This is a genomic window from Candidatus Allofournierella merdavium (assembly GCF_944382735.1).
GTDB classification, from domain to species: Bacteria; Bacillota; Clostridia; order Oscillospirales; family Ruminococcaceae; genus Allofournierella_A; species Allofournierella_A merdavium.
The window spans coordinates 1-19,378 of the sequence record NZ_CALWND010000001.1 but is presented as its reverse complement, the minus strand read 5'-3'; the positions used below and the strand labels follow the sequence as shown (position 1 = coordinate 19,378).

The window sequence follows — 19,378 nt, the reverse complement described above, 5'->3', positions numbered from 1 at the left end:
GGAAGGGGATGTCCGTACATTTTGCCCTCCGCCCAAAAAGGGTGTTGACAAGGCGAAAAAAAGGAGTATACTTTCACCCATAGAAAGCAACGGCGCTTTCGGATGTTTCATCCGGGGGCGCCGTTTTTTCGTGCCCGACGGCATGCCGGCGGGGCGCGAACTGGAAAGGAGAGCTGTTTTATGTCAAAGAATGTGCCTGAACTGTACGGCAGCCTCGTGTTTGGCGACCGGGTGATGCGGGAAAAGCTGCCCAAGGACGTCTATAAGGCCCTGCGCAAGACCATCGACGAGAATCTGCCCCTGGAGCGCAGTGTGGCCAACGCGGTGGCGGTGGCCATGAAGGAGTGGGCTGTGGAGCACGGCGCCACCCATTTCACCCACTGGTTCCAGCCCATGACCGGCTTCACCGCCGAAAAGCACGACAGCTTCATCTCCCCGGTGGGCAACGGCGAGGTCATCATGGACTTCTCCGGCAAGGAGCTCATCAAGGGCGAGCCGGATGCCTCCAGCTTCCCCTCCGGCGGCCTGCGCGCCACCTTTGAGGCCCGGGGCTACACCGCCTGGGACCCCACCAGCCCCGCCTTCATCAAGGACGGCACCCTCTACATCCCCACCGCCTTCTGCTCCTACAGCGGCGAAGCGCTGGACAAAAAGACCCCGCTGCTGCGTTCGATGGAGACCCTGAGCCACGAGGCGGTGCGCATCCTGCACCTGCTGGGCGACGAGGCGGTGACCGGCGTGTCCACCACCATCGGGCCGGAGCAGGAGTATTTCCTGGTGGATAAGGCGATGTACGAAAAGCGCAAGGATCTGGTGTTCACCGGCCGCACCCTGCTGGGCGCTCCCGCGCCCAAGGGGCAGGAGATGGAAGATCACTACTTTGGCGCGCTGCGTCCCCGTGTGGCCGCCTTCATGCACGACCTGGACGAGGAACTGTGGAAGCTGGGCGTGCCCGCCAAGACCAAACACAACGAGGTGGCCCCGGCCCAGCACGAGTTGGCCCCGGTCTTTGACACCGCCAACATCGCCGTGGATCACAACCAGCTGACCATGGAGATGATGAAGCTGGTGGCCGACCGCCACGGCCTGACCTGCCTGCTGCACGAAAAACCCTTTGACGGCATCAACGGCTCCGGCAAGCACAACAACTGGTCGCTGATCACCAACACCGGCTCCAACCTGCTGTATCCGGGCCGCACCCCCGCCGAGAACACCAAGTTCCTGGTGTTCCTGATGGCGGTGATCAAGGCGGTGGACGAGTACGCCGACCTGCTGCGGGTATCGGTGGCCAGCGCGGGCAACGATCACCGCCTGGGTGCCAACGAGGCGCCTCCGGCTATCGTGTCCGTCTTTTTGGGCGACGAACTCACCGCCGTGCTGAAGTCCATCGAGAACGACGAGTACTTCGGCAAGCAGGAGAAGGTGGCCATGCAGATGGGCACCTCGGTGATCCCCCAGTTCTTCAAGGACACCACCGACCGCAACCGCACCAGCCCCTTCGCCTTCACCGGCAACAAGTTCGAGTTCCGTATGCCCGGCTCCTCTCTGTCGGTGTCCGGCCCCAACGTGGTGCTGAACACCGCCGTGGCCCAGGCCCTGCGGGAGTTCTACGACGAGCTGAAGGACGCCGCCCCCGACCAGATGGATTCTGCCGTGCATGAACTGGTGAAGCGTGCCATCAAGAAGCACAAGAAGGTCATCTTCAACGGCAACGGCTACACCGACGAGTGGGTGGCCGAGGCGGAAAAGCGGGGCCTGTACAACCTGCGCTCCACCCCCGAGGCGCTGCCGCAGATGGTGGCGGAGAAGAACATCCGCCTGTTCACCTCTCACAACATCTTCACGGAGGGAGAAGTCCGTTCCCGCTACACCATCCTGCTGGAGAACTACTGCAAGACCCTGCATGTGGAGGCAAAGACCATGGGCATGATGGTCCGTCAGCAGTTCCTGCCCGCGGTGCTGTCCACCATGAACAGCCTTGCCGGCGACATCGCCGCCTGCAAAGCGGTGGCGGCCACGGTGCCCTGCGGGGCCCAGCAGGGCGAACTGGAAACGCTGGCCGGCTACTATCAGGAGATCACCGCCGCCCAGAAGAAGCTGGAGAAGGATCTGGCCCAGGCCGAGGAACTGGGCAACGGCCAGGAGGCTGCCTGCTTCTACCGCGACACGATCCTGCCGGACATGGACGCTGTGCGCAAGGGCGCCGACGCCGCCGAGGCGTATCTGCCCGCCGGTTCGCTGCCCTACCCCGATTACACCGAACTGCTGTTTTCTGTGTGATTTTGGTTGACAAATCCCCATCGCAAGCTTTATAATATTTCCTCGTTAGGACAAGGGAGTCCATCGTTCCGCCTCGCTCGGCGGGGCGGTGGATTCCCTCACTTTTTTTGCAAAATCGCAGCGAACAGGGGAGTGCATCATCATGGCAAAACACATATTTGTGACCGGCGGCGTGGTGTCTGGCCTGGGCAAGGGCATCAGCGCGGCCAGCCTGGGCCGGTTGCTCAAACAGCGAGGGCTCAAGGTGGCCGCGCAGAAGCTGGATCCGTACATCAACGTGGACCCGGGCACCATGAGCCCGTACCAGCACGGCGAGGTCTTCGTCACCGAGGACGGGGTGGAGACCGACCTGGACCTGGGGCACTATGAGCGGTTCATCGATGAGGACCTGAACAAGCTGTCCAACCTCACCAGCGGCCGGGTGTACTGGAACGTGCTGCACAAGGAGCGGGCGGGCGAGTACCTGGGCCGCACCGTGCAGACCATCCCCCACATCACCGGCGAGATCAAACAATTCGTCTACGGCCTGGGCGATTACACCGGTGCCGACGTGGTGATCACCGAGATCGGCGGCACCATCGGCGACATCGAAAGCCAGCCCTTCCTGGAGGCGCTGCGCCAGATCAGCCGGGAAAAGGGCCGGGAAAACTGCATGTTCCTTCATGTGGTGCTGGTGCCCTGGCTCAAGTGCTCCGGCGAGCACAAAACAAAACCCGCCCAGCACTCGGTGCGGGAGCTGCAGAGCATGGGCATCATGCCGGACGTCATCATCGCCCGGTGCGACGAACCGCTGGAGGAGGGCATCCTGCAGAAGCTGGCGGCTTTCTGCAACGTGGAGCCGGACTGTGTCATTGAGAACCGCACCCTGGGCAGCCTCTACGAGGTGCCGCTGATGCTGCACGCCGCCGGGCTGGACGACCTGGTCTGCAAGCGGCTGGGCTTCGATACGGCGGAGCCCGATCTTTCCAAGTGGTCGGCGCTGTGCCAGCGCATCGGCAGCCTGGAAAAGAAGGTCAACATCGCCATTGTGGGCAAGTATGTGGAACTGCACGATGCCTATCTCTCGGTGGTGGAGGCTCTCAACCATGCGGGCTACGCCAACGACGCCGCCGTAAAGCTGGACTGGGTGGATTCCGAGCAGCTCACCCCGGAAACGGTGGACGCCCGCCTCGCCCATGCGGACGGCATCCTGGTGCCCGGCGGCTTTGGCGAGCGGGGCATCGAGGGCATGGTGCTGGCGGCGGACTTTGCCCGCCGGAACAAGGTGCCCTACTTTGGCATCTGCCTCGGGATGCAGATCGCGGTGATCGACGCGGCCCGCGCCCTGGCCAGCCTGCCGCGGGCAAATTCCCGGGAATTTGATCCCGAGGGCAATGCCTGCGTCATCGACCTGATGCCGGACCAGCAGGGCAACCTGCCCAAGGGCGGCACCATGCGGCTGGGCGCCTACCCGTGTGTGGTACAGCCCGGCACTCTGCTGTATCGCATCTATAACCAGAACATCATCAGCGAGCGCCATCGCCACCGCTATGAGGTGAGCAATGAGTTCCGCGCCACCCTGAGCGAGGCGGGGGTGGTATTCAGCGGCCTGTCGCCCGACGGCCGGCTGGTGGAGGCCATGGAACTGCCCGATCACCCCTTCTTCGTGGGCGTGCAGTATCATCCGGAGTTCAAGAGCCGGCCGGACCGGCCCCAGCCCATCTTCCGCGAGTTTGTGGCGGCGAGCCTTGCCCATCAAAAGTAACAGAAACAGCGCCCCGCGGACAGGCCGCGGGGCGCTGTTTTACCCGTGGTGCAAAGAAGCAGAAAAGACGAGGCCCCCGGCGTCTGCCGGGGGCCTTGTTTGCAACGTCGGCCTTACAGGCTCCGCAGCCAGGCGGTCATCTGCTCCATGGCGACGCGGGCGTTCTCCTCGCCGGAGAAGGCGGACAGGCGGAAATAGCCCTCGCCGTTCTCGCCAAAACCGCTGCCCGGCGTGCCGATGACGCCGGCCTTTTCCAGAAGGGCGTCAAAGAACTGCCAGGAGTCCATCCCCTTGGGGCACTCCAGCCAGATGTAAGGGGAGTTTTTGCCGCCGCAGTACCAGATGCCCAGTTCGTCCATGGCGGCGGCCACGATGCCGGCGGCCCGCAGATAGGCGGCGATGTCCTCTTTGCAGGCGGCCATTCCCTCGGGGGTGAACACCGCCTCGGCAGCCCGCTGGATGGGATAGGCCACGCCGTTCATCTTGGTGCACTGGCGCCGCAGCCACAGATCGTGCAGGTTCATGCCCTCCCGCGCCAGCGTGTGCGGCACCACCGTGTAACCGCAGCGCATCCCGGTGAAACCGGCGGTCTTGCTCAGGCTGCACACCTCGATGGCGCAATCCTTCGCGCCCTCCACCTCGTAGATGCTGTGGGGCAGGTCGTCCCGGATGAAGCACTCATACGCCGCGTCGTAGAGGATGACCGCGTCGTTCGCAAGGGCCCAGTCCACCCAGACCTTCAGCTGCTCGCGGGTGTAGGCCGAGCCGGTGGGGTTGGACGGGCTGCACAGATACACCAGATCGGCGTGGAGGCTGTCGTCCGGCAGCGGCGCAAAGCCGTTGGCGCGGGTGGCGGCGATGTAGGCCACATCCCGGCCGGCCATCAGGTTGGAATCCCGGTAAACGGGGTAGACCGGGTCGGGCAGCAGCACTTTGCACTGATCGCTGAACAGGTCCGGCAGGTTGCCCAGATCGCTTTTGGCGCCGTCGCTGATGAAGATGTCCGCCAGGTCCAGCGTCACTCCGAATCCGGCGTAGTGGCGCAGCACCGTCTGGCGCAGGAAGTCGTAGCCCTGTTCGGGGCCGTACCCGTGGAAGGTTTCGGCATGGGTCTGCTCCTCGGCGGCTTTTTCCAGCGCGTCGATCACCGGCCGGCGCAGGGGACGCGTCACGTCGCCGATGCCCATGGGGATCAGTTTTCGGTCGGGATGGGCTTCGCGGAAGGCCGCCACCCGCCGGGCCACCTCGCTGAAGAGATAGCTTTTCGGGATCGCGTCAAAGGAATGATTGATGATTTGTCTCATGGTCTCTGTCCTTTCGCCCCGGGGGCATAAAATAGGCAAACGACGCCCGCTGCCGACCCGCGGGGCGGGACAGCCGGAACGCCGTTGTTCCTTTTTAGAATAGCATTCCGCCGGCCGGTTGTCAATCGCGCCGCCTGCGCCGGGGCACACAAAAACATCGCCGGCTCCCCTTGACGCGGCGGCCGCGGACGGGTATAATACCATTGATCGAAACAGCAAAGGCGCTGCGTTCTCCCCCAAGGGCAACGCAGCGCTTTTTGCAATTTTCACCGCTTTTAAAGGAGGGGGATCTTCATGACCCACACCCTTGACCAACTCCTCCGGTTCGTGGAGGAAAACGACATCAAATTCATCCGTCTGGCATTCTGCGACATGTTCGGCGTGCAGAAAAACATCGCCATCATGTCCAGCCAGCTGCGCCACGCCGCGGAGCAGGGGGTGTCGTTTGACGCCTCCGCCATCCCCGGGTTTGCCAATGTGGCGGAGTCCGATCTGTTCCTCACGCCGGACCTGGACACCTTCGCCCTGCTGCCCTGGCGGCCCAGCGAAGGCTGTGTGGGACGGCTGTTCTGCGACGTGCGCTACCCCGACGGCCGCCCCTTTGAGGGCGACGGCCGGGCGCTGCTGCGCCGCACCGAACAGGCCGCGGCCCAGGCCGGCTACAGCTTTCTGGTGGGGCCGGAGTGTGAGTTTTATCTCTTCGAGACCGACGAGCACGGCCAGCCCACCCGCATTCCCTTTGACCAGGGCGGCTATTTTGATCTGGCCCCCATCGACCGGGGGGAGAACGTGCGCCGGAACATCTGCCTGACGCTGGAGGAGATGGGCATCCAGCCCGAGCGCAGCCACCACGAACAGGGTCCGGGACAAAACGAGATCGACTTCCGCTGCGCCTCGCCCCTGCAGGCGGCGGACGATCTGATGACGGTGCACACGGTGGTCAAGGCCATCGCCGGCCAGCACGGTCTGTATGCCTCCTTCCTGCCCAAACCGCTGCCGAACAAGAGCGGCAACGGCCTGCATCTGAACTTCTCGGTGATCAAGGACGGGCGCAACCTCTTTGAAGATTTCAAGGACAAACCGGATCCGGTGGCGGCGGCTTTTCTGGCGGGCATCCTGCGCCGTGTGCCGGAACTGACGGTGTTCTCCAACCCGCTGCCGGGCTCCTATCTGCGGCTGGGCTGCTGCGAGGCGCCGGGCACCGTGAGCTGGTCCTGCCAGAACCGCTCCTCGCTGGTGCGGGTGCCGGCGGCCACCGGGGCCGATTGCCGCATGGAACTGCGCAGTCCCGACCCGGCCTGCAACCCCTACTATGTCACCGCGCTGCTGCTGGAAGCCGGCATGGAGGGCATCCGGGACGGGCTGCCGCTGCCGCCTGCCTCCGACCGCGACCTCTTCGCGGGCGGCGGAGCCGGGCCGGTGTGCGCCACGCTGCCGACCAGCCTGGCCCAGGCGGTGAAGGCCGCGGGCGAGAGCCGCTTCCTGCAGCAGACTCTTCCCCAGCGTCTGTTGAACACCTATCTCGCCCAGAAGCAGCGGGCCGCTGCGGCCTACGCCGGGGCGGAAAATCCCCATGAATACGAGATGCAGATGTATTTCGACCGGATCTGACGGCAAAACTCCCCTGAAAGGCAGGTGAAGTCCATGGCAGGCGTGTGGATCGTGGGGGAGAAACAGACCCACGAGGCACTGAAAAGCGTGTTTGCCGCCGGCCGGCCGGCTGTGTGCTGTACCAGCGCGGGTGAGGCAAGACGGGGCTTCACCGCGGACGGCGGCAGCCTGATGGTCATCAACGCCCCCCTGCCGGACGAGTTTGGCCGGGAACTGGCCATTCAGGCGGTGGAGAGCGGCCTGGACGTCATCTTTTTGTGCGCCGCGCCCCAGGCGGACAAGATCGCCGCGGGCCTGGAAAAGTATGGGGTGCTGGTGCTGCCCAAACCCCTCTCCCGCCAGCAGGCGGCTTTTGCGGTGCGGATGCTTCGCACCGGCCGCCAGCGGATGCAGAAGATCATCGACCAGAACCGCCGCCTCACCAAACGTCTGGATGAGGCACGGGTGATCTGCCAGGCCAAGTGCCTGCTGGCGCTGCACGCGGGCCTCACCGAGGAGGAGGCCCACCGCCTGATCGAAAAGCGGGCGATGGATGCGCGCATCTCCAGCCGGGAGGCGGCCCAGGCGATCATCCGCACCTACGGCGAGCCATAAAAACACACTGAGCAGGGCAAAGGCGCCCGCTGGGTGAGCGGAAACAGTTCCGCCCGCCACGCCCGCCTGTGCCCTGTTTTCCATTTAAGAAAGAAAGAAGGAACCATCACCATGGAAAAACTTCCCCGTTACCTGCCCATCGACTATTCCAAATATGCCCCCGACATCCCACCCGAACAGCGGGAGACCTTCTTCGGCCTGCCCCGGGAGGTGAAGTTCTGCAAAGAGTGTGTGATGACCAACCAGAAGCCCAACAGCTGCTACGAGTTCGAGCACACCATCCACTCCAAGAAAAAGACCATGGTCATCCAGGAGGACGGCGTCTGTGACGCCTGCCATGCCTGCCACAACAAAGAGGGCAAGATCGACTGGGCCGACCGGGAGCGTCAGCTGCGGGAGCTGTGCGACCGCTATCGCAAGACCGACGGCAGCTACGATTGCCTGGTGCCGGGCAGCGGCGGCAAGGACAGCTTCTACGCCGCCCACCTTCTGAAATACAAGTATGGCATGCACCCCCTCACCGTCACCTGGGCGCCCCACATCTACACGCCCTGGGGCTGGCAGAACTTCGAGGCGTGGATCCACGCCGGGTTCGACAACTACCTGTGCACCCCCAACGGCCTGACCCATCGGCTGCTCACCCGTCTGGCCACCGAGAACCTGTTCCATCCCTTCCAGCCCTTCATTCTGGGCCAGAAGCAGCTGGCCCCCAAGATGGCGGCCAAGTTCGGCATCCCGCTGGTGTTCTACGGTGAGAACGAGGCCGAGTTCGGCAACCCCATCGCCGACAACGACAGCGCCCTGCGGGACGAGCACTTCTTCGCCACCAACGACTTCGACCATATCTATCTGGGCGGCGTCTCCCTGCGCCAGCTGGAGGAGGACTTCAAGGTGGACAAGGCCGACCTGGCCATTTACCTGCCCAGCGATACCTCCGACGTGGAGAAAAACCACATCCAGGTGCACTATATGGGCTACTATGAGAAGTGGCATCCCCAGGGGGCTTACTACTACGCGGTGGAGCACGGCGGCTTTGTGCCCAGCCCCGAGCGCACGGCGGGCACCTATTCCAAGTACAACTCCATCGACGACAAGGTGGATGACTTCTTCTACTACACCACCTACATCAAATACGGCATCGGCCGCTGCACCTATGACGCGGCCCAGGAGATCCGCAACCACGAGATCACCCGGGAGGAGGGCGTGGCCCTCTGCAAGAAGTTCGACGGCGAGTTCCCCATGCGCTTCGCCCAGGATTTCTTCCAGTACATCTCCATCGACAAAAAGCATTTCGGCGCCGCCGCCGACTGCTTCGAGCAGCCGGAAATGGACATGGATTACTTCATGCATCTGGCCGACCGGTTCCGTTCGCCCCATCTGTGGCAGTATGAGAACGGCCGCTGGAGCCTGCGGCACACCCCCTTTGAGGGCGAGAGCCTCTGCGACTACGGCGCGCCCCAGAAGGAGGGCCAGGCATGAGCCGCAAGATACGTCTCATCGCGCGCCTCGATGTGAAGGACGACTTTCTGGTGAAGGGCATCCAGTATGAGGGGCTGCGCAAGCTGGGCGACCCCCACGACTTCGCCTGCCGCTACTACGAGCAGGGGATCGACGAAATTTTGTATCTGGACACGGTGGCCAGCCTCTATGAGCGCAACAATCTGGGCAACATCCTGGAGCGCACCACCGCCGACGTGTTTATCCCCATCACCGCCGGCGGCGGCCTGCGCAGCGCGGCGGATGTGGGCGCGGTGCTCAAAGCCGGGGCGGACAAGGCCGCGGTGAACACCGCCGCCCTGCGCCGTCCCCAGCTCATCACCGAGATCGCCCGGGCCTATGGCAGTCAGTGCATGGTGCTCAGCATCCAGGCAAAACGCCGGGATCCCAACCGCCCGGAAGCGGGCTGGGAAGCCTATTACGACAACGGCCGGGAGCACTCCGGCCGGGATGTGCTGGAGTGGGCAAAAGAGGCAGTGTCACTGGGAGCGGGGGAGATCCTGCTCTCCAGCGTGGACAAAGAGGGCTTTCAGCGCGGCATGGATCAGGAACTGATCGCCGCGGTGGCGGGCTTGGTGGAGGTGCCGGTGATCGCCGCCGGCGGCGCGTCCTGCGCCGGGGACATCGCCGCCGCCGCGAAGGGCGGCGCGGATGCGGTGGCCGTGGGCAGCATCCTGCACTACGGCAAGACCGATGTGCCCACGCTGAAAAGTGAGGTACGGGCCTTGGGCGTGGAGGTAAGACGATGAGACCGATGGTAACGGTCGTGGACTACGGCCGCAGCAATCTTTTGAGCGTGCGCCGGGCCCTGGAGCACTGCGGCGCCGATGTGTGCTTTGCCACCACGCCGGAGGAGGTCTTGCGGGCCGGCGCGCTGGTGCTGCCCGGCGTGGGCGCCTTTGCGGACGGCATGGACCAGCTGCACCGCCAGCAGCTGGTGGAACCGCTGGTGAAAAAGGCGGGGGAGGGCACTCCGCTGCTGGGCATCTGCCTTGGTATGCAGATGCTGCTGGATTCCAGCACAGAGGGCGGTTTTACCAGGGGCCTGGGCCTTGTGGAGGGCACTGTGGAACCCCTGCCGGAGCAAACGGCGGACGGCGAGCCCCTGAAGGTGCCCCACATCGGCTGGAGCGCGCTGACCATCGCCCCCGGCGCGGAAAACGGCCTGCTGCGCAACACCCATAACGGCGATGAGGTCTACTTTGTCCACAGCTTCCAGGCGCTGCCCGTTCACGCCGGGGAGTGTGCGGCCACTGTGGAATACGGCGGCCACACTGTCTGTGCCGCGGTGGAGCGGGGCAGGGTGACCGGCTTTCAGTTCCACCCGGAAAAGAGCGGCCCGGTGGGCCTTGCCATGCTGCAGGCCTTTGTGGACAGCCTGTGAAGGTCCTTCAAAACAAACAGCGCCCGGCCTCTGCGCGTTGACGCGCGGGGGCCGGGCGTTTATAATGAGGGGACAACCTGCCTTTAACGGCATCAGGAAGGGAAGTGTCCGGAAATGAGTGTGATCCGAGCCGTCAAAACGGCGTATTTCAGCCCGTCCGGCGGCACAAAGCGCGCCGCTGAATTGCTTTGCGAACAGCTTGGCCTGCCAACGGAATTTATCAATTGCACCTGCCCGCCCGCAGCGCTGCCTGCCTCCATCCCGGTGGAAAAAGACGAACTGCTGGTGGTGGCGTTCCCGGTGTACGGCGGGTTCCCGCCCCGGGTGGAGGGGCTGTTCCGGCAGTTCCGCGGCCAGGGCGGGCCCTGTGTGCTGGTGGCGGCCTACGGCAACCGGGACTATGAAAACGCGCTGGCCGCCGCGGCGCAGCAGATGACAGAACAGGGCTTTGTCTGCGTGGGCGGCATGGCCTGCATCACGCCCCATGTGTTTGCTCCGGACATCGGCGCGGGCCGCCCCGACGCGGAGGATGCGCCTGCCTTTGCAGCCTTTGCCCAAAAGGTGCTGGCAGCCTGCGAAAGGTCACCGCTGCATCCCGCGTCCCTGCCCGGCGACGCCAACGCGCCCCGCAAACCGCTGCACCCCATGGGCCGCAGCCGGGACGAGCAGCGATGCACCAGGTGCGGCCGTTGCGTGCGTGCCTGCCCCACCGGCGCTTTGAGCGACCGGCTGGAGGTGGACGGCGCAAAATGCGTCAACTGCCTCGTTTGCAGCATCGGCTGCCCCGCGGGGGCCTGGCAATTCGATACGGCCGCTTCCCGCGCGTGGCTGGAGCAAAATTTCTCCGCCCGCCGCGCGGTGGAGTGGTTCGCGTAAAAAAGCCGCGCCGGCCCGGAGAACTTTCTCCGGGCCGGCGTTTTACGGTAAAGCGATATAACTTTACAAAAAAGCACGGGGGCATGGGTCAATAGGTGTGGTCACACACCTCGTGGATCTTTTCCCGCAGGGCCACAAAGTCCCCAAAGGCCAGAGGCTTCTGGCTGGGGTTGCGCAGCAGTGCGGCGGGATGCAGGGTGGCCATGAACCACACGCCGTTCTTCTCCTCGAACACACCGTGTTCCCGCGTCACCGACAGGTCGGGCCGGATCAGCCGCTGGGCGGCGATGCGCCCCAGGCATACCACGATCTTCGGGCGGATGATCCGGAACTGCTCCCGCAGCCAGGGCAGGCAGGCGTCCCACTCCTCGGGCAGCGGGTCGCGGTTTTCCGGCGGGCGGCATTTGACGATGTTGGCGATAAAGACATTTTTCTCCCGGGAGAGGTCCACCGCCGTCAGGTACTGATCCAGCAGCTTGCCGCTGCGCCCCACAAAGGGCAGGCCCTGTTCGTCCTCGTTCTTGCCGGGGCCCTCGCCAATCAGCATGACCTCCGCTGTTTTGGGGCCGGTGCCGAACACCACGTTGGTGCGGGTCTCACACAGGCCGCACTTGCGGCAGGCAAGACATTCCTGTTTGAGTTCTTCAAAATCCATCGGCGGCGCTTCCTTTCCGGCTGTCTGCAAAAAAATGCAGCGGCCCTGGGCATTTGCGCTTATTATATCACAAAAAGCGGGGTTTTGTCTTGAACTTTTTACCCTGTGTGCTAAAATAGATACGGCAAATGGAAACACCGCGTCAGCCAGCGGCGGCGCGGCGCAGGATAAAGGGAGGAAAATCACAATGAAATTTATGGTTGAGACCTCGGCCCGGCACGTCCACGTCACCAAGGAGACGCTGGAGACCCTGTTCGGCGCCGGCTATGAGTTAACGGTCAAAAAGCCCCTGAGCCAGCCCGGCCAGTTTGCTTCCAACGAGCGGGTCACCGTGGTGGGCCCCAAGCGTGAGCTGGCCAACGTGTCCATCCTCGGGCCCTGCCGCAGCGCCGATCAGGTGGAACTGTCCGCCACCGACGCCCGCTCGGTGGGCATCGCCGCCCCTGTGCGCGAGTCCGGCGACATCGCCGGCTCCGGCGCCTGCAAGCTGGTGGGCCCCTGCGGCGAGGTGGAGCTCAAAGAGGGCGTCATCGTGGCCAAGCGCCACATCCACGTCACCCCCGAGGACGCTGTGAAGCTGGGTGTGGCCGACAAGGAGATCGTCAAGGTGGCCTGCGGCAAAGAGGGCCGCAAGCTGGTGTTCGACGATGTGGTCATCCGGGTGAGCGAGAAGTTCGCCACCGCCATGCACATCGACACCGACGAGTCCAACGCCTGCGGCGGCGCCACCGAGGGTGAGATCGTCAAATAAGCGCAGAACCCTGCAACAGGGCCCGCCGGGATGGCGGGCTCTTTTTGTTGCGCCGGTGTGTTGCATTTATCAAAACTTTTGTGTATAATATATCTGTTCGGACAGAGCCAAAACCGTGCGCTGTTCGGCATACGGATGCGGGCCCTGCGCGACGGGGCGCCATGAACCATGTCAGGCGGGGAACCGAGCAGCATTAAGTGGTCTGCCGCGTGCGCCGCAGTCAGTCTGCATCCGTATGCCGAGCCGCGCAAAGGCAGGGGAGTTTCCCCTGCGGGCCTGTCCGTTTTTTGTAGTATTTCCAAGGGAGGTGCCGGCGTGTATCGGGCTTTGTACCGCAAATGGCGGCCCCGCCGCTTTGAGGACGTGGTGGGCCAGCAGAATATCGTGGCCGCGCTGCAGAACCAGATCGCGGCGGGCCGGGTGGGCCATGCCTATCTGTTCACCGGCACCCGCGGCACCGGTAAGACCAGCTGTGCCAAAATTTTCGCCAAAGCCATCAACTGCCCCCACAACCAGGGGGGCGACCCCTGCGGCGAGTGTGAGGTGTGCCGCGGCATCGACGACGGCTCCATCCTGGACGTGGTGGAGATCGACGCGGCCTCCAACAACGGCGTGGACAACATCCGCGACCTGCGGGACGAAACGGCCTATACCCCCAGCGTTTGTACCTATAAGGTGTACATCATCGACGAGGTGCACATGCTCTCCACCCCGGCCTTCAACGCCTTGTTGAAGATCATGGAGGAGCCGCCGGCCCATGTGGTGTTCATCCTGGCCACCACCGAGATCCACAAGGTGCCCGCCACCATCCTGTCCCGCTGCCAGCGCTACGATTTCGGGCGTATCCGCCCGGAGGACATCGCCGGCCGCATCGAGCATGTGGCCGCGGAGGAAAAGCTGGACCTGGACAAGGCGGCCGCCCAGCTGATCGCCCGCCTGGCCGACGGCGCCATGCGGGACGCGCTCTCCATTCTGGACACCTGCGCCGGTGTGGGCGAGGCCATCGATGAGGCGCTGGTGCGCCGGATGGCCGGCGTCACCGACCGGAGTTATCTGTTCGCCATCAGTGACGCGCTGGCGAGCGGCGACGCGGCGGCCGCGCTGGAGCAGGTGGCGCTGCTGCGCCAGCGGTCGGTGGACATGAAGCGGCTGTGCGAGGAGTTGATCGCCCACTACCGCAATCTGATGCTTGCCGCCCTGCCCGGCGGCAAGAACCTGCTGGCGGGTGTGCCGCCCGAGGAGGAAGCGCTCTACCTGCAAAAGGGTGCGTCCGCTTCCCAGCAGAGCAGCGTGCGTGCCATCCGTCAGCTGGGGGAGGCCATGGAAAAGATGAGCCGCGGCACCGACCCGCGCATCGAGTTGGAAGTAGCGCTTTTTGCCATCTCCCAGCCGGTGGCCGTGCCGGCGGCCGAACCAGTCCAGCCCACTCAGCGCCAGGCGCAACAGCCTGCGCCGTTTGCAGCGGCGCCTGCCGCGCCCAACCCCGCCTGGCAGCCCGCAGCCCCGGCACAGGCAACAGCCCCGGCCCCGGAGCAAACCGCCCGGGCGCCGCAGGCGGAACAGGCAGCTCCCCCGCAGGAGCCGCTGCCCTGGGAGGGCCAGCCGATGGAGCAGCAGCCGGTGCCGGAACCCGCGCCCCGCGCCCCGCGGCCTGCGCCGGCAAAAACGGCCGCCTCCGGCCCGCCGCAGCCCTTTGAGCCGTGGCCGCAGGTGCTGGAGGTGCTGAAGAAGCGGGATCACATGCTGCCGGCCTACCTGAAAGCCTCCAAAGCCTATTACGACGGGCGGCGGGTGCTGATCGACGGCGGTGATATGTTCCGGGAGTTCATCCGCCAGAACAAGGATTCCCAGGCGCTGCTCAAGTCGATCATCCAGGAGGTGAGCGGCCTTGCCTGCGGCATCGGACCCTACACGTCCCCCCAGGCGCGGGCCGCGGAACACCCCACGGTGGAACAGGCGCTGAAAGATCTTGAAAACCACGGCGTAAATGTGGTATACAAGGACAAAGAATAAGAATACAACAAAACAAAGGAGAAGTACCCATGAAAGCAAGACTGCCCCAGGGCTACGGCAAACCCGATGTGAACGCGCTGATGCGTCAGGCACAGAAGATGCAGGAGGATATGAAACTCAAGCAGGAGGAACTGGAGAATACCGAGTACACCGCCAGCGTGTCCGACGGCATGGTGGAGGTCACCATGACCGGAAAGCATCAGGTCACCGCGATCCACATCAAGCCCGAACTGGTGGACCCCGAGGACATCGAGATGCTGGAGGACATGGTGGCGGCCGCGGTGAACGAGGCGGTGCGCAAAGTGGACGAGGACGCCGACGCCGCCATGCAGCAGATCACCGGCGGGGCGAACTTCCCCGGCCTGTAAGGGGGAAGAGTCATGGGATATAACGCGGCCCCGCTGGAAAAGCTGGTGGAGCAGTTCTCCAAGTTTCCGGGCGTGGGGCGCAAGGGCGCCACGCGCATGGCCTATCAGGTGCTCAGCATGCCTGCGGCCGAGGCGCTGGAGTTGGCCCATGCCATCGAAGACGCCCACACAAAACTCCACCGCTGCAAGATCTGTCAGGACTACACCGAAAACGAGATCTGCCGTATCTGTTCCTCTCCCAAACGGGACACCAGTGTGATCTGCGTTGTGGAAAGCCCCCGGGATATCACTGCCTTTGAGCGCACCCGGGAGTATAACGGTCTGTACCATGTATTGCACGGCCTTATCAGTCCCATGGACGGCATCGGGGCCGACCAGCTGTGCGTCAAGGAGTTGCTGGCCCGCCTGACCGACGGCACCGTGAAGGAGGTCATCATGGCTACCAACCCCACGGTGGAGGGGGAGGCCACCGCCATGTATTTGGCAAAACTCATCAAGCCCCTTGGCATCAAGACCACACGATTGGCCTATGGCCTGCCGGTGGGGTCCAGCCTGGAATACGCCGATGAGACTACCCTGTACAAAGCCCTCAGCGGCAGGGGAGAGCTGTAAAGCATAGGAACATTACAGAATGCCGCCGCGCCCAATTCAGGCAAAGGAGAAACCGGAAATGTCCGAACAAGTGAAAACCAAGACCATTGCCCTGAACCGGCAGGCGCGGCATGAGTACTTTGTGCTGGAAAGCCTGGAGACCGGCATCGAATTGCTGGGCACCGAGGTCAAGAGCCTGCGCATGGGTCAGGTGAATCTGAAAGACGCCTGGTGTGAGGTGGAAGACGGTCAGTTGTTTGTGCACGGAATGCACATCAGCCCCTACGAAAAGGGAAATATTTTCAACCGCGATCCCCTGCGCACCCGTCGGCTGTTGGCACACAAGAACGAGATCCGCAAGCTGGCGCAGCAGGTGAAACTGCAGGGCTGCACGCTGGTGCCCCTTGCCCTTTATTTCAAACGCGGCAGGGTAAAACTGGACCTTGGGCTGTGCAAAGGCAAAAAACTTTACGACAAGAGAGAGACCGCCGCAAAGCGCGCTGCCCAGCGGGACATCGACCGTGCCATGAAAGAGCGCGGCCGCTAAGCCCGAAAGCGACGCGAACGGTTGCTGAAACAAAAGCGGGGCCACTGCCTGAACGCAGCCGTCCCGCCCGAAAAAAGGAAAAGCCCGGCCGCAAGGCCGGGCTCTTTTTAGTGCGTGATCCAAACAGTATAAATGTCAGTAGGGCATGGGGCCCCACAGGGGGCCTTATGGGCCCTGCAAGTGTTTTCGGCTGTGGCGAAAACTTTGGCGGAGGCGGAATTGACTTTGGCTGAGCACTGAAACCACCCGCGGTTACCGATTTGAGGGGAGGGTAAGGAACCTTGCCGGTGGTTGGAAAATGTGCTATACTAACAAAATTAACTGATTAAAGTGTTAAAGCGTTTCATGCAAAGGAGGGGCTCGGAATGGGAGGAGCCGAGGAAAAAAGCGACACCTATTTTCTCATGTGCGAGCGAAACTGGATTTATAATATACTCATCACTGTGGCGGGATTTTATGGAGCCTTTACCTATATGCTGCGGGGCAACGTGTTCTGCAACGCCCAAACCGGCAACATAGTATTGATGGGAATGGCGCTGGGCGTCGGCCAATGGGGGCACGCCCTCTACTATTTAATCCCTATCTCCGCCTATCTGATGGGGGCCCTGATCTCAGAGCTGGTCCCAAACCCCATCAAGCACCATCTGCCCCTGCGCTGGGATACCCTGCTGATTGCCATTGAGATGGTGGTGGTGATTGGACTGGGCTTTGTGCCCGAGTCCGCACCGGTGCAAATTTCCCAGGTGGCCATCAATTTCATCGCCTCCATGCAATACAACACGTTCCGCCAGGCGGAGGGAGTTCCCATGGCCACCACCTTTGCCACCAACCACGTCCGGCAGATCGGCATTGGGCTGGCCAAAGAGCTGAAGCACCGGCGTTCCCCGGACAAATCCCATCGGAAAAAGTTGTCCAGGCACTTTCAAATGTTGGTGTTTTTTGTGCTGGGGGCGGTGATTGGCACTGTGTTCTGCAAGCTGATGCTGGGTCGGGCCATCTGGCTGACGCTGCTCCCATTGGGGGTTGTGTTTGCTGCCCTGCTCCATGCAGATCTGACCACAGAACGGGACATGGTAGAGCGCAAGCCGGCGGGGCATTGACCAAGTAAAAAAAGGCGTGTATCCGTGGGATACACGCACCTGTGAAATGAAAAAGCAGACGCTCACAACAATGTGAGCGTCTGCTTTTTCATGGCAAGATAAAGAAAAGAAGGTGGAGAAAACAGGGAGAGGTAACCGTCAAACCGGGTGCAGCAGAGGAGTCACGGCATCGGCCGTGGCTCAGATAAAACGAGGTGATACATTTGTTTTGCATTTAGCCGGTGCCTTGGCGGGGATGAATTCCTCCGCCTGGGTTTCGGCGGATGTTCGCCCCAATTCAGGGACCCATTCCGGGACCTACAGCCAAGTAGCGGCATGGGCCCAGGCCGGTTTCAATCAAACGGTAAATGACTGCGCTGCTCTGGGCCCCACAGAAGAGGGCGGCGTTTATGCGCCGTACAAGTGTTTTCGCCGGTGGCGAAAACCTTGGGGGAGGCGGAATTGGCTTTCGACGAGCATTAAGATTACTCACGGTTATCAAAAAGAAAGACACGCTTCCCAGCATGTCTTTCTTACTTGGAACATCGCAACACTATAGATGCAAATATCTTCGTTGGAAAACGAGTGTGTAAATAGCGTCAGAGTGCAAAAAGATTTCATGATGTTTAACAGGAATGCTTGTAAGGCCCATCCAGAGTTTCTTCTTGTGGTTTTTATTTTAGAGAGCCATAGTTTATCGGCGGCTCCATTCGGATCTGAGAGGCCTGAGAGACCTGCATCTGTTTGGGGTTGACATGCTGACAGCGGTATGCTACACTACTGTTTAATAAACATATGTTTTCTGAACAGTAGTCAGCGCGAAGGAGGAGCCAATGATGACCAGGACAAAGACAGCCTTTCTCCGACGGCTGAGGCGGGCGCTGTTTTGGCGTCTATCCAGCGGAGAGACGCATGCCATTGTAGAGGATTACAGCGGCTTTTTCGATGACCGCATGGCCGAAGGCAAAACGGAGACCGAGGTCTGCCGGGAGTTCGGTGCGCCGGCAGAGGTGGCGCGGGCAATTTTGCGGGAGTCCGGACGGCGGACGCAGCCGCTGGGCTTGCTGATCATCGTGTGGGTTCTGCTGGCGGGGGTTCTCAACTGGTGGTGGACATGGCAGACCTTTAGATTTTCCAACTCGGGTTATTTCTGGTTCTATATTGCGGAGTTTCTGCTGATCCCGGTACTGTGGCTGTGCTGGCGGGGGACACTGGACAACCGCAAAGGCAATCTGCCACACCCCAGACGCTGGCGCGCCGCGGCCTTTGGCATCCCGGCGGCCGCTTGGGCTGCGTTTTATAGCTACTACGCCTGGTGTATGCTGGTCTTCGTGCCGAAGTTTCAGGTGCTTCCCTTTGAGCAACAGACCGCCGGCGCGAAGATCGGCGTGGTCATCGGAACGCTGAAGGAGGCAGGCTCTCTGCTGGTGCTGGCCGTTCTGGCAGTGCTGCTCGCGTGGGCCTGGCGGGAGGGGAGTCCCCGGCCGTTGATCGGTGCGGCTTGGTGCGTCGGATGCCTTTGCTCCATGTCTTGTCTGTACGCGTTTTCAACACGTTTGGACGAAACTGAGATACCTCTTTCGTCATTTGCCGTCTTGTTCCCGCCGCTGGCGGTGCTGCTGGCCATAGGAGTGGGCGGAGCGGTGCTGACCGCTCTGCTCATCCGGAAGGGAGGCCGCCATGGACGCACAGCTTAAACGCGGCGCGCTGGAGCTGTGCCTGCTGTCCGATGTGGCAAAGCAGGAGCAGTACGGCTATGACATTATCAAGCGGCTCCGACAGTCTTTCCCCGATGTGGAGGAGAGTAGCTTTTACGCCATTCTCCGTCGCCTGCATCGGGAGGGTTCTCTGGAGCAGTTTTCTGGTGAAACCTCCGGCGGTCCGCCCCGGAAATACTATCGGGTTACACCTCAGGGACGGAAAAAACTGGAGGAGCAGACAGCAGATTGGAGGACACTGGTTTCTATCGTAGCGCAACACTTGGAGCGCTTGTGATTTTCCGCAGGCTAAGGGGTTCTCCCACCGCGGCAAGAGGCTGGCTTTTGACAGGGATGCTTCCGATTTGCGCCGCCAACGTGCTCAGG

General features: G+C 62.5%; 18 protein-coding genes and 1 other RNA gene. 17 read left to right on the top strand and 2 right to left on the bottom strand.

The features are described from left to right. Positions 1-180 precede the first annotated feature (180 nt). Together ACH2A7_RS00095 and ACH2A7_RS00090 are read left to right on the top strand one after the other, a co-directional pair. Positions 181-2,280, top strand: a complete 2,100-nt coding sequence (locus ACH2A7_RS00095) for a glutamine synthetase III (protein WP_394958830.1) — start codon at positions 181-183, stop codon at positions 2,278-2,280. 142 nt (positions 2,281-2,422) lie between these two features. After that, entirely contained in the window at positions 2,423-4,024 is a 1,602-nt protein-coding gene (locus tag ACH2A7_RS00090) for a CTP synthase (RefSeq protein ID WP_394958828.1), read from the top strand. A gap of 113 nt (positions 4,025-4,137) precedes the next feature. Here the strand turns inward: ACH2A7_RS00090 and ACH2A7_RS00085 are convergent, their stop codons facing one another. Next, complete coding sequence (locus ACH2A7_RS00085; RefSeq protein ID WP_394958826.1) at positions 4,138-5,328, bottom strand: LL-diaminopimelate aminotransferase; 1,191 nt, start codon at positions 5,326-5,328, stop codon at positions 4,138-4,140. 294 nt (positions 5,329-5,622) lie between these two features. Here ACH2A7_RS00085 and ACH2A7_RS00080 point away from each other — a divergent pair, with 294 nt between their 5' ends. The 6 genes from ACH2A7_RS00080 to ACH2A7_RS00055 all read left to right on the top strand — a co-directional run bounded on the left by ACH2A7_RS00080 (position 5,623) and on the right by ACH2A7_RS00055 (position 11,290). Continuing rightward, complete coding sequence (locus ACH2A7_RS00080) at positions 5,623-6,939, top strand: glutamine synthetase family protein (RefSeq protein WP_394958824.1); 1,317 nt, start codon at positions 5,623-5,625, stop codon at positions 6,937-6,939. Positions 6,940-6,972: 33 nt separating this feature from the next. Continuing rightward, positions 6,973-7,533 carry an ANTAR domain-containing response regulator gene (locus tag ACH2A7_RS00075; protein WP_394958821.1) on the top strand — a complete coding sequence of 187 codons (561 nt, stop codon included), beginning with the start codon at positions 6,973-6,975 and terminating at the stop codon, positions 7,531-7,533. Between the two features lie 111 nt (positions 7,534-7,644). Further along, positions 7,645-9,012 (top strand): N-acetyl sugar amidotransferase, encoded by a 1,368-nt coding sequence (locus tag ACH2A7_RS00070; RefSeq protein WP_394958819.1) that lies wholly within the window; start codon positions 7,645-7,647, stop codon positions 9,010-9,012. Then, entirely contained in the window at positions 9,009-9,779 is a 771-nt protein-coding gene (hisF, locus tag ACH2A7_RS00065) for an imidazole glycerol phosphate synthase subunit HisF (RefSeq protein ID WP_394958817.1), read from the top strand. Before ACH2A7_RS00070 ends, hisF begins: the two co-directional genes overlap by 4 nt. Next, on the top strand, positions 9,776-10,414 hold the full coding sequence (hisH, locus tag ACH2A7_RS00060; protein WP_394958816.1) for an imidazole glycerol phosphate synthase subunit HisH: 639 nt from the start codon (positions 9,776-9,778) through the stop codon (positions 10,412-10,414). The genes hisF and hisH overlap by 4 nt, the downstream gene beginning before the upstream one ends. A gap of 114 nt (positions 10,415-10,528) precedes the next feature. Beyond that, the gene (locus tag ACH2A7_RS00055) at positions 10,529-11,290 is read left to right on the top strand and encodes a 4Fe-4S binding protein (RefSeq protein ID WP_394958815.1); all 762 of its coding nucleotides are present in this window, start codon (positions 10,529-10,531) and stop codon (positions 11,288-11,290) included. Between the two features lie 88 nt (positions 11,291-11,378). Here the strand turns inward: ACH2A7_RS00055 and ACH2A7_RS00050 are convergent, their stop codons facing one another. Continuing rightward, positions 11,379-11,945 (bottom strand): uracil-DNA glycosylase family protein, encoded by a 567-nt coding sequence (locus tag ACH2A7_RS00050; RefSeq protein WP_394958813.1) that lies wholly within the window; start codon positions 11,943-11,945, stop codon positions 11,379-11,381. Positions 11,946-12,132: 187 nt separating this feature from the next. On the opposite strand from ACH2A7_RS00050, the gene pduL reads away from it, so the two are divergent. From pduL to ACH2A7_RS00005, 9 genes are all read left to right on the top strand, one after another. Then, the gene (pduL, locus tag ACH2A7_RS00045; RefSeq protein WP_394958811.1) at positions 12,133-12,696 is read left to right on the top strand and encodes a phosphate propanoyltransferase; all 564 of its coding nucleotides are present in this window, start codon (positions 12,133-12,135) and stop codon (positions 12,694-12,696) included. A 135-nt stretch (positions 12,697-12,831) separates the two neighbouring features. After that, positions 12,832-12,930, top strand: an RNA gene (ffs, locus tag ACH2A7_RS00040) — signal recognition particle sRNA small type. Between the two features lie 81 nt (positions 12,931-13,011). Next, positions 13,012-14,709, top strand: a complete 1,698-nt coding sequence (dnaX, locus tag ACH2A7_RS00035; RefSeq protein ID WP_394958809.1) for a DNA polymerase III subunit gamma/tau — start codon at positions 13,012-13,014, stop codon at positions 14,707-14,709. Between the two features lie 29 nt (positions 14,710-14,738). Further along, complete coding sequence (locus ACH2A7_RS00030) at positions 14,739-15,077, top strand: YbaB/EbfC family nucleoid-associated protein (RefSeq protein ID WP_394958807.1); 339 nt, start codon at positions 14,739-14,741, stop codon at positions 15,075-15,077. A 12-nt stretch (positions 15,078-15,089) separates the two neighbouring features. Continuing rightward, positions 15,090-15,689 (top strand): recombination mediator RecR, encoded by a 600-nt coding sequence (gene recR / locus ACH2A7_RS00025; protein WP_394958805.1) that lies wholly within the window; start codon positions 15,090-15,092, stop codon positions 15,687-15,689. Between the two features lie 58 nt (positions 15,690-15,747). Then, positions 15,748-16,215, top strand: coding sequence for an SsrA-binding protein SmpB (gene smpB / locus ACH2A7_RS00020; protein ID WP_394958803.1), 468 nt, complete (start codon positions 15,748-15,750; stop codon positions 16,213-16,215). 365 nt (positions 16,216-16,580) lie between these two features. Then, positions 16,581-17,315: a YoaK family protein gene (locus ACH2A7_RS00015; RefSeq protein WP_394958801.1), complete on the top strand. Its 735-nt coding sequence runs from the start codon at positions 16,581-16,583 to the stop codon at positions 17,313-17,315. 815 nt (positions 17,316-18,130) lie between these two features. Beyond that, positions 18,131-18,991, top strand: a complete 861-nt coding sequence (locus ACH2A7_RS00010; RefSeq protein ID WP_394958799.1) for a DUF1700 domain-containing protein — start codon at positions 18,131-18,133, stop codon at positions 18,989-18,991. Continuing rightward, positions 18,975-19,289, top strand: coding sequence for a PadR family transcriptional regulator (locus ACH2A7_RS00005; protein ID WP_394958797.1), 315 nt, complete (start codon positions 18,975-18,977; stop codon positions 19,287-19,289). The genes ACH2A7_RS00010 and ACH2A7_RS00005 overlap by 17 nt, the downstream gene beginning before the upstream one ends. The last annotated feature ends 89 nt before the right edge of the window (positions 19,290-19,378 follow it).